5 protein-coding genes are annotated in these 11,701 nt (G+C 35.4%); 2 read left to right on the top strand and 3 right to left on the bottom strand.

The features are described 5' to 3' along the window. Window positions 1-4 precede the first annotated feature (4 nt). Window positions 5-1,708 carry a sulfatase gene (locus ACFSR8_RS13025; protein ID WP_380292706.1) on the top strand — a complete coding sequence of 568 codons (1,704 nt, stop codon included), beginning with the start codon at window positions 5-7 and terminating at the stop codon, window positions 1,706-1,708. A gap of 29 nt (window positions 1,709-1,737) precedes the next feature. Then, the gene (locus ACFSR8_RS13020) at window positions 1,738-3,354 is read left to right on the top strand and encodes an arylsulfatase (RefSeq protein ID WP_380292704.1); all 1,617 of its coding nucleotides are present in this window, start codon (window positions 1,738-1,740) and stop codon (window positions 3,352-3,354) included. Between the two features lie 407 nt (window positions 3,355-3,761). On the opposite strand, the gene ACFSR8_RS13015 is transcribed toward ACFSR8_RS13020, so the two are convergent. The 3 genes from ACFSR8_RS13015 to ACFSR8_RS13005 form a co-directional block, all read right to left on the bottom strand. Beyond that, window positions 3,762-6,524 carry a family 78 glycoside hydrolase catalytic domain gene (locus ACFSR8_RS13015; protein WP_380292702.1) on the bottom strand — a complete coding sequence of 921 codons (2,763 nt, stop codon included), beginning with the start codon at window positions 6,522-6,524 and terminating at the stop codon, window positions 3,762-3,764. A gap of 75 nt (window positions 6,525-6,599) precedes the next feature. Continuing rightward, on the bottom strand, window positions 6,600-8,099 hold the full coding sequence (locus ACFSR8_RS13010) for a RagB/SusD family nutrient uptake outer membrane protein (RefSeq protein ID WP_380292700.1): 1,500 nt from the start codon (window positions 8,097-8,099) through the stop codon (window positions 6,600-6,602). Window positions 8,100-8,126: 27 nt separating this feature from the next. Then, window positions 8,127-11,213: a SusC/RagA family TonB-linked outer membrane protein gene (locus tag ACFSR8_RS13005; RefSeq protein ID WP_380292698.1), complete on the bottom strand. Its 3,087-nt coding sequence runs from the start codon at window positions 11,211-11,213 to the stop codon at window positions 8,127-8,129. Window positions 11,214-11,701 lie beyond the last annotated feature (488 nt).

Below are 11,701 nucleotides of genomic sequence, written 5' to 3'. Positions count from 1 at the left end.
ACCAATGAAATATTTAAAACTAAGTGGTATTTGTCTTTTTGCATTACTATTTACAGGATGCGAAACGAAAGCAAAGAAGAAAAATACAGAAGATAAAAATACATCTCGCCCTAATATTGTCTTTATACTAGCCGACGATTATGGAATTATGGATAGTCAAGCTTATGCTAATAAATTTACGGGCACACATCCAGACGAAATGTTTTATGAAACACCAAACATAGACAAATTGGTAAGTGAAGGCACATCCTTTTCGCAGGCTTATGCAAATCAATTATGCTCGCCTACAAGAGCAAGTATATTAACAGGTAAATATGCAGGGAGACTGGGTTTTACTACAGCAATGCCACCAAGAGCAACGTATTATAATCAAAATGAAGAAGCTCCTAAAGGCTATTACATACATGATGTTTTTGAGCACAAAGACCCGATAAAAATTGAGCAAGCACTTACTAACGGAATTTCTAATTCTGCCATTCCAACAGGCAGTGCACTTGATGGAGGAAGAGATGAGCTTTCCATTGCCGAAGCCCTTAAAGATTATCATTCAGGCTTCATTGGAAAATGGCATCTTGGAGGCTTTGGAGCCAAAGGCTATCAACCCAAAGACCAAGGTTTTGAGCCTTTAGCTTGGTTTGATGCTGGAGGGTCTAGGTATTATAATTGGAGAAAAATATGGAATGACAGAACAAATAAAGCATTTCCAAAAGTTGCTCCAGAAGCTCTAGAAATAGGAGGCTCAGGAAAAGAAACTAATGAAGAGTATTTAACGGACGACCTTACTGTACAAGCATTGCAGTTTATAGAAGACAGAGCCAAAATCAAGGATAAACCTTTTTTCCTATACTTTTCTCATTTTGCTATACATACACCTTATCAAGGTAAAGCAGACGAAATATCGCATTTTGAAAACAAAGAAAATAAAGGATGGAATGGGCATGGCGACCCAGTTTATGCTTCAATGATTAAGAGTTTAGACCGCTCCGTTGGAGATATTTTAGATAAACTAAAAGAACTTAATATTGAAGACAATACACTTGTTGTATTCATGTCTGATAACGGAGGTATTGATGCCGAAGTTACCCCGAACAATAAAGGGACTAATAACGACCCTTTTTTAGGAGGTAAAGCCTGTGTGACTGAAGGCGGAATTAGAGTCCCCTTGATTTTTAAATGGAAAGGTAAAGTGCAAGAAGGAAAGTGGGTAGATGTACCAGTAGATTGTACAGATATTTACCCCTCTTTATTAGATGCGGCTGGATATGATACTAAAGATATTGTAGCTAAAAACAATCTTGATGGCGAAAGTCTAATGCCAGTACTTTCGGATATTAAAAATGAAAAAAACAGTTACACCAAAACAACACACTATTGGCACTATCCTTTTAATGTAATTTACAATAGCCCTTTTGAACCTTTTGCACTTACGCCACATTCTGCAATTAGAGACGGAGATTATAAACTTATTTTCGATTGGTATGGAAGGTTGCATCTATACAATATAGAGAAAGACCCGTATGAGAAAAATAACTTAATAACAGCAAACCCAGAACTTAAAGATAAAATGTTTAACAAGTTAATGAGTTGGTTAAAACTGAATGTAGATAAGCGTTATTGGCCAATGGTTAATGAAAATTATAACCCCAAAAAAGAAGTTAGAGCTACCCCATTTGTAGATATGTTTTCCTCATTTAAAGGAAATATCTAGTTCTAATATTTTCTCAAACAACATTATAAATGAAAAAAAATCACCTTTTTAGTATTAGATATATTCTATTCTTTTTTGCCATTTGTATTGCGGTAAGCTGTAAAACTGAAGCGTCAAAGGAAACAGAGTCGCCAAACATTATTGTAATTATGGCAGACGATTTAGGATATAGCGATTTAGGCTGTTATGGCGGAGAAATAAATACGCCCTCTCTTGATAAGTTAGCTAATGAAGGCATTCGTCTTCCTAATGTTTTTAATGCAGGTATGTGTGTAGCTTCAAGAAGTGCAATGCTAACTGGTAAATGGTGGCCAAGAGCAGGTTTTGGTGCTCAAAACGGTCCTAATATTGCTCAAGAACTAAAGAAAGAAGGCTATAGAACAGGTTTAATTGGAAAATGGCATTTAGATGGTACACCTAATGAAAAAGGATTTGATTACTTCTTCGGGTTTTTAGGAGGTTTTTCTTCTTATTTTGAAGGCGGTAGAGATTATAGGATTAATGAAGAAAAGTATGGAGACTTTGGTAACGATTTTTATTCTACAGATGCATTTTCTGAAACTGCAGTTGAATTTGTGAAATCTGACAATGCACAAAATAAAGCACCTTTCTTTTTGTTTTTAAGTTATCAATCTCCCCACAACCCATTGCAAGCACCGAAGGAAGATATTATGAAATATCGTGGTTCTTATTTAAAAGGTTGGCCATCTGTGAGAAAACAGCGTATTGAAAAACAAAAAGCTTTGGGGCTTATACCAGATGATGTTGCTCTTCCTGAGTATCCTCAAAACTTACCAGATTGGAGCACTTTAACAGATGCTCAAAAAGATTTAGAGGATTTAAGAATGTCTGTTTATGCCGCTATGGTAGAACGTATGGATAAAGGTATTGGGCAATTAATGGATGCTTTAAAGGTCACCAATCAAGATAAAAACACGTTAATACTGTTTTTAAGTGATAATGGTGCGGATTCTTTTTCGGTGCTTGATGAAGTTCTACTAAAAAAAGATCTTTTGCCCGGGGATGTAGGTTCCAACTATCAACTGGGTACAGGTTGGGCTTATGCAAGTGTTAGCCCTTTAAGACTTTATAAAATAAGCCAACACTCAGGAGGTGTAAAAACTGGAGCAATTGTTAGGTGGCCAGCATCTATTATGAAACCAAATACGATAAACAGTCAAGCGATAAACGTAGTAGATTTTATACCAACATTTTTAGAAGTAGTAAAAGCATCTTCAGTATCGGAAGCCACCACATTTTCAGGTCGGTCTTTTCTGCCTTTGTTAAAAGGAAAAGCATGGAAACGAGAGGCTCCAATGTACTTTCAGTTTATGGATAATCGCGCAATTCGCACTTCTGAATGGAGTTTAATTGAAGTTGATGGCAAGGGTTGGGAACTATATAACACCATAAAAGACCCTTTAGAAACTAATGATCTGTCTAACATTCATAAAGACAAAGTATTAGAATTGGAAAAAAAATGGCTTAATTGGTGGATGACAGAGAGCGGAGAATCTGAGTATAAACGAGAAAGCACTGAAGGCAACCCACATTATAAGCCACAAGGAGACCGTGGCACAGGTGTTATGTATTCGCCTTCTGCAATGCCTGAAAGATTGAGCAAAAAGTATAGTTTAAAAGGGTAACAGAAAATAAAAAAGGGCGAAAAAAAATTTCGCCCCAAAAAACTACTACTCTAATTACTAAATATTATACTAATACTCTAAAGTAGAATAAAAAAAAGAAAAATGCATCCTGCCGTAACATGCAAAAAATATAGATATTCACTTTTCATTAAAAGGTATTTATAGGGCTTTTCTGAACTCTACTCTGTTAAAATGTTGGATCCCATAGGTTCATAATTACGAGACCATAGTTTTATGGCTTCTCTGTCGTAAATTTTTCCCTCTTTATTATCAACATCAAAACTTTATTAATTCCTATAGGCTATATTGCAATAATGAACCATAGCCGGATAAAAAATGAAAATGGAAAAATCATGTTTTTCATTTACAAACCCTGGTACAATTGATAGCCTCTCTAAAATTGCATCTTAATCAGTTTTTATTTTGAATGCATATTTACCGGAACCAACTTTAAGTATTGTAAATTTTTCTTCTGACAGTAAAACCTTGATATCTGAATTTTTCTTTAAGGCTTTATTGCTTTCCTTAATGTTAGACACTTGTGATGTTGGTATATATACTTTAGCACTTGTATTTGTTGGTATTTCAATATTCATTATTAAATGATTTTTGTCCCAATTCCAAGCTGAAGATATTGTGCCGTTTATACTTTTATAACTCCCTTTTATAAAGTTCATCTCTTTGCTTATGGCTGGTTTTATAATTATATTTCTATAGCCAGAATCTTCCGTGTCTATGCCTACAGCATTAATGAACATCCATTCTGCCACAGACCCAAAGGCGTAATGGCTGAACGAATTCATTGAACTATTGAGGTCTGAATTTGATGATTCGTCTTTGGTATAACTATTCCAACGTTCCCAAATAGACGTACTTCCATTTACAACAGAATATCCCCAACTTGGGTACTCGGTTTGCTTAAATAGTTTGTAAGCAATATCATCGAAACCATATTTTGATAAAGCGAGCATAACATGTTTTGTCCCTAAAAAACCTGAAGAAAACTTAACCCCGTTCTTTTTAATTTTTTCTGCTAACCTTGAGGCTCCTTTTTTTGCAAGGTGTTCTGGAAATAAATCAAAATATAAGGCTAAAGCGTAAGTGGTTTGCGTATCTTCAGAAGTGTGTCCGTTTTCTAATATGTATTTTTTAGCAAAAGCAGTTTTTATATTTTGAAATAACGTTTTATATTTTTTAGCATCAGCGGTTTTCCCTAACGCTTCTGCTATTTCAGCCATTAGTTTAGCATCATAACCATAATAAGAAGCTCCAATAAAACCGTGACTTGTCGTTTCGTTAACCGATAACCAATCGCCCCAATTATTACCGCCACCAGGCCTAATAAAATCTGTACTTGCTTCAGCTTGAAATTCCATAAACTTCTCCATTCCAGCATACATGTATTCTAAAATTCGAATGTCGTTGTACACTTTGTACATGTTATACGGAATAATAATCCCCGCATCCATCCAAGCAGGAGCGTATTGGTTTGGTCTTGAGTACGGAAATGGTGCAAAATTAGGATAGGCACCATACCAGCGTTGAGCATCGTCTACATCAATCAAAAATTTTGTCATAAAAGAAGCTACATCTGCATTAAAGGATGCAGAGCGCATGTAGGTTTGTGCATCTCCAAGCCACCCTAAACGTTCATCTCTTTGAGGGCAATCGGTTGGGATGTCAAAAAAATTAGCCTCTTGAGTGGTTTTTATATTTTTATAAAGCGTATTATTCATTGCATTAGACGAACTGAAAGTACTTGCATTTGTTTTGGTGGAGCTTAACGCTAAGCCTGTAATAGCATCTAATGTAGGTTTACCCGGAAATCCCGTAACTTCTACATATTGAAAACCATGATATGTGAATTTTGGTTGCCAAACTTCCTCTCCCTCTCCTTTTAAAATATATGTGTCTGTCGCTCTTGCTAAACGAAGGTTTTCTGTTTGTATGTTGCCATCTCTTTTTAAAATCTCTCCAAACCGAAGCTTAATTTTTGTGCCTTTTGGCCCCTTAACTTTTAACTCTGGTATACCGGCAATGTTTTTCCCCATATCAAAAACATAAATTCCAGGTGCTGGCTCTGTAATTTTAATAGGTCTCAAGCGTTCTGTGTTTTTTACTAAATTACTAGGGTGTACCTGTAGTTTTCCGTTAGGGTAGGTGTATACTTTAGGTGTTCTCCAAGATGCATCGTTATAGCCTGGGGTGTCCCAGCCTGTGTTTTCCATAGTAGCATCATAGACTTCTCCCATCAAGATATCTGCTTCGCGTATTGCTCCTTGATTAGATTTCCATGATCTATCAGTAGCAATAATCTCTGAGCTTCCATCTTGGTAATCTATATGTATTTGGCCCATAAATGATGGATTAACCCCATAGAATTCGCGTACTTTATCTAACCGAACAAATAATCCGTAACCTATATAGCCAGCGTACCAACCATCAGCAATAATAGCACCTATAACATTTTCTCCTTCGTTGATGTGCTCGGTAATATCATAGGTTTGGTAATACAAACGCTTGTTATAGTCTGTCCATCCTGGAGCAAAATAATCATCGCCTACTTTACTTCCATTTAACCTCAATTCATATAGACCTAAAGCAGTTGTATATGCTGTTGCTCTTTTTATCTTTTTTTTAGGTGTGAAAGACTTGCGAAGGTATCTTGCTGGTGGAAGGTATAAACTATCATATTTATCTGTTTTGTCATATCCCACATCATGACCAATGAAAAGGCCTTTCCAATTTGAAAATTTTAGTAAGCCCATGGACCAGTAAGCTGTTTTGCTCCAACTAGATTCTGTATTAGATTCATCCCAAACCTTTACTTTCCAGTAATACGTAGTATTCGATGTTAAAGAAATGCCATCATATTCAACTTGATTGGTAATATTAGATGTAATTTTTCCACTATCCCATATATCTCCTTGGTTTTGATTTAGCTTTTTTTCAGAGGATGACACTAGTATTCTATAAGCCGTTTGGTATCTATCTCTCCCTTCTCCTTCTAAAATCCAGCTAAATCGAGGGTTTAAAACATCAATCCCCTTAGGATTCTTAATATATTCTGTTCTTAATCTATTAATATTTAATGATTCTTTGTCATTCGGCACATTATAAATACCTGTAAAAAGAGTAATTAGCTGAAAAAGGATAACTGTAATTTTCATAAAACAAAACTTTTTTAAACTATAAAAAAGGCTACTTTTCAGTAGCCTTTCAAAACTAAAACTAACTCAAAACTATTACCATCCAGGGTTATTCTCAAGGATTTCAGGGTTGTTATTAATTTCACTTACAGGTATAGGCCACAAATTGAAATTTGGGCTATATGCTGTATTTGTTGGAGACCATGTTATATTCTCAGGATGTTGTGATAAAACTTCTTCTACTTTACCTAACCTTCTAATGTCATAGATTTCTTGAAATTCAAAAGAAAGCTCTTTATAACGTTCTTCATATACATATTCAGCAAATTCTTCTTGCGTCATACCATCTGGGGCATCAGTTGCTAGTGCTCTAGACCTTACTCTGTTTAAATAACCATAGGCTATAGCTGTTGGACCATTTAAACTATTCTCAATTTCAGCAGCCATGAGTAGTGCATCGGAATATCTATAAACAATCATATCTGGATCACCATCAACTGCATTTTGATCAAGGTCTACATACTTATTTTGATATATGCCTTCACGCTCAGGATAGAAGCCGTCCCCATAGGTACGTGTAATGCCATCTCTATCTACATAAGAGTATGCCATAGTAACATCTCTACGCGTATCTGTAGCATCGAAAGAATTGTAAAAGTCCATTGTAAATCCACCATGGCGTTGACCAAGGCCAGGGCTAGTAAGTATCCTATTTCGAGACCCCCAAACATGTCCAAAAGCAGTGCCTTGACGTGTTGCAGATTGTGTTTGTTGGATAGCAAATATACGCTCATCGTTATTTTCTACCCAAATAGCATCTGCATAGCTTTCTAATAGTTTGTATCCTTGGGGGGTATCTTCTAAATCAATGACTTCTTGTATTTTAGTCTTTGCCAATGCCATAGCATTCGCATCCTGTAAAGGGAAACCTGCCATAGTTAAATATACTTTTGCAAGTAAAAACTTAGCTGTAGCCTGAATAGGTCGCCCTATTTGAGTTGCACCTCTCTTATCGCTAGGCAAGTCCATTTCAGCTTCTTGTAAATCTAAAATAATTTGTTGGTATACTTCTGCTATTGGTGTCCTAGGAAGTTGCGCCTCTTCAGCAGTAATAGCAGGCTTTAAGGGCATTGGAACAGCTCCAAAAAGTTGAACCAGATTAAAAAAAGACCATGATCTTAAAAATTTGGCTTCAGCAATTATTTCTTTTCGCGCTGTTTCTTCTTCACTTATAAATTCTCGCCCTTCTAATTCTGAAATAACGACATTAGATCTAAAAATACCTCGATAAAAGGGATTCCAAACACGAGGTAAAGAAATAGCATCTGTAGCATCAGTAGTATAATTTGCCCATTTTCTCCTCCAACTCACTTTAGATTGAATTTTTGGTGAAGGGACAACAGCCAAGGAAGATAAACCAAAATCATAGAGACTAATAAATCTGTTAAATGAATTATAAATTGAGGTTACTGCCACTTGGGCCTCTTCTTCATTTTGATAATAATTTGATGGGCTGATTTCTGAATAAACTACTTCTTCTAAATCAGAACAAGCTACAAGACCAGCTAGCAGAATTATATATTTTAATTTTTTCATTATTGTTTTATTTAAATTAAACTATTATTAGAAACCAATATTTATACCTAAAGTAAAAGTTTGAGCTCTTGGATAGGTTGCGAAATCAATACCTTGTGCAAGATTATTACCACCGCGAATATTGACCTCTGGGTCGAATCCTGAATAGTCCGTAAATGTTAGTAGATTGGTTCCTGTTACATAAATCCTTGCAGACGATATTTCTTTAATTTTAGTTAAAGGAATATTGTAACCAATACTTACATTTTTCAACCTTACGTATGACGCATCTTCTATAGTAGCAGAGTTTGGTGCAAAAAAACCTCCATTGCCTCCAGTGTAATTAGGGTAGCGAATATCATTTGTAGGGTTATCAGGTGTCCATCGGTTGTCATACCAATCTTTAAAAGCATTATTTACAATTCTACCTGTGCCCATAAAAGAGTTATTGAGATTCATGAGATCATTCCCAACAGAACCTTGAATAAACACACTTAAAGTGAAATTTTTATATGTAAAATCATTGTTCCAACCAAAAATATAATCTGGATTTGTATCACCTATAATACCCCGATCTAAACCACTTATGATACCATCAGGAACTCCATCTGGACCACTTATATCTTGGAATTTATATTGGCCTGGAAGTTGGTTGTTGCCGAGTATTGGAACCGTTGCTGTACCAGAAGCATCAAAATCACTTTCTTGTAATAAACCAATTACCTTATATCCGTATAAAGCACCAAATGGCTCACCTACTCGCATAACGTTTGTAGGGTCTGTTACAATATTTGTGGCAGGTCCAGGGCCAAAAATATCTGCATCGTTATCCCCAAGGCTAACAACCGTTGTTTTATTATTACTCCAGTTAAAATTGGTGTTCCACTTAAAGTCCTTATTGTCTACAATATAACCTCCTAATACGATTTCAAATCCTTTGTTTTCAATACTACCAGCATTGGCAGTAAGAGAGTTAATTCCAGCTGAATTTGGAAGTGGGAAATTTAATAATAAATCCTCGGTAGTTTTAATGTAATAATCTATAGAAGCATTAAATCTGTTTTTTAGAAACCCTGCATCCAATCCAATGTTTAACTGCTTCGTCTTTTCCCATTCTAAATCTGGATTTCCAATTCTTACAGGAGCTAAACCAGAATATAGATTATCTCCATATACAGCATTCGCAGTACCCAAAAGGGTTAAAGACTGCAATGGCGCTATAGATTGAGAACCTGTAATACCATAACTCGCTCTAAACTTCAAGTTAGATACGGTTTCTAATTCTCTTAGAAAATCTTCATTAGATACAGTCCAGCCCACACCTATAGAAGGGAAATATCCCCATTTTTTGTTTTCAGCAAAAACGCTGGAGCCATCTGCACGAGCTGTTAGTGATACGTAATATCTTTTATCGTAGTTGTAGTTTAATCTAGCGTAGTAAGAAGATAAAATTCTTTCAATCCTAGAACTTGTAGGTATAATGGGGTCTAAGCCCAGACCAACATTATCGGTCTCTAAGTTATCAACTGGAAAATCATCTACGATCGTATTTAAACGACGTGTGTTATCAATTTGATAAGAATACCCTCCGGTTACATCAAAATTACTTTTCTCAAATGCCTTGTTGTAGGATAAATAAGATTCAATTAAATAATTACGATTGCTACTAACGTTATAAACAGCCCTAGAATTACGTAATTGTCCTTGCCTAGTTGTTTTAGGGAAATAAACTTCTCTTCTACTGTTTGAACTATTCGTGCCAGTTGAAAGGTTAAAAGTCAAATCTTCTGTTATTTTATACTTTGTTAAGATACTTAAGATTAAATTCTCATTATAAGTTTCATTCCTTGTGTCTCTTAATTCTACCAAAGGATCTGTAAAAAAATTGCTCGTACCATCACCTTCGTCGATAGGGTCATCAGGAGTTGCTGTTGGAGCGTTTTTGTAAGCTGAAAAAACAGACCCTGAATTTATGATGGAACCAGACCCTTCTCCAGATCTATTATTTTGTGAGCGCACATAGTTTACAGATGTGCTAGTTGTTAAACGGTCAGTTAGATTGTTATCTACATTTAGTCTGATATTACCTCTAGAAAAATCTGTATACTGTACAATTCCTTCATTTTTCAAGTAATTAGCCGATAAGAAATATCTTGACTTATTTCCGCCTCCAGATATAGTAAGTTGATATCTGTTGGTCATCGCTGTTCTTAAAATTCTATCCAACCAATCTGTGGTCGTTGCGTTTTCAGGCAAGGGCCGGTCAACCCCGTCAAACAGTATAGGTGTATTGTTTATAGTAGCTACTTCATTTCTCCATTCAGCATACGTTGGTCCATCTAAAACTTCTGGAAAATCTTTAATATCACTAAATCCAGTTTCAGCTGTTAAATTAATTTGAGTAGCCTGCTCGTAATTCCCTTTTTTTGTAGTAACAATTATTACACCATTTGCACCACGAGAACCATAAATAGCTGTTGACGACGCATCTTTAAGAACCTCAACAGATTCTATTTCTGCAGGGTTCAAAAAACTTAAAAGGTTAGAGGAGGTTTGATTACCATCTCCCGCTCCTGCCGCGCTAGCTTCGCTTCCTGTAGGCATCGGATAACCATCTATTACAATTAGAGGTGAATTATCTCCCAATATAGAGTTGTTACCTCTAATTCTTATGGTAACTTCTCCACCAGGTTCACTAGATGTGTTAACAATGTTTAATCCAGCTGTACGACCTTGAAGCGCCATATCAAAAGTTGGAACTGGCATTTTAGCAATATCATCTCCTTTAACGGACCCTACGGAACCAACTAAATCAGCTCTAGTTTGGGAACCATACCCAACCACAACAACCTCATCAAGACCCTGGGAATCTTCTGTTAAAATAACACTAATAGTGGATTGACTTGCCACCTCAACCTCCTTAGTGGTAAAACCTAAATAAGAGAATACGAGTGTTTGAGTACCAGGCACTAACTTTATTGTGAAATTGCCGTCAAAATCTGTTACCTGACCGTTTTTCGTTCCTTTTTGAACAATATTTACACCTGTTAATGGCATCCCATCTTCAGAAGCAACGTTACCAGTTACGGTACGCTCCTGCGAATACATTCCAAGAGATACTAAAATAAAGCACAAAAACAGTACTTTTTTGAGAGTTTTCCTAAGTTGTTTTTTCATCATTTACTTGAGTTTGGTTAATTTAAATTAGTTTATTCGTTTGGCGCTATTATCAAACTGGTGCTGTAAAACTATATTATTTCAAAGAAAATTCCATCCTGCCGAATCTGTGAAATTTGTAGTATTTTTAGTAAAAATTAGTATGTAATATTTGTAAGAATAAATTTGTATGGATGAGTTTAGTATATTGAATGAAATAATACCTTGTTAGAAATATTATGGTTTTTAAGTAGATTTATTGTTTCTTTATTTTGAAGGATATATCTTTCGTTTGTTTTTTAGGTATTAGATTAATTACAATAGAGGAGAGGTTATTTTTATATAATTTTTGGACTTTTTATATAATTAATAAAGTGTTGGCAAACCCCAATAAAATATATTTATAACCCGTTGTGCATTTTAAATAATGCTAGTTTTAATATTGTTGATATTTCTATCAAAGACAA

The organism is Hyunsoonleella rubra, assembly GCF_042684665.1.
In the GTDB taxonomy this organism is placed as follows: domain Bacteria; phylum Bacteroidota; class Bacteroidia; order Flavobacteriales; family Flavobacteriaceae; genus Jejuia; species Jejuia rubra.
The sequence above is the reverse complement of the archived record's forward strand: the minus strand, read 5'-3'. Positions and strand labels throughout refer to the sequence as shown.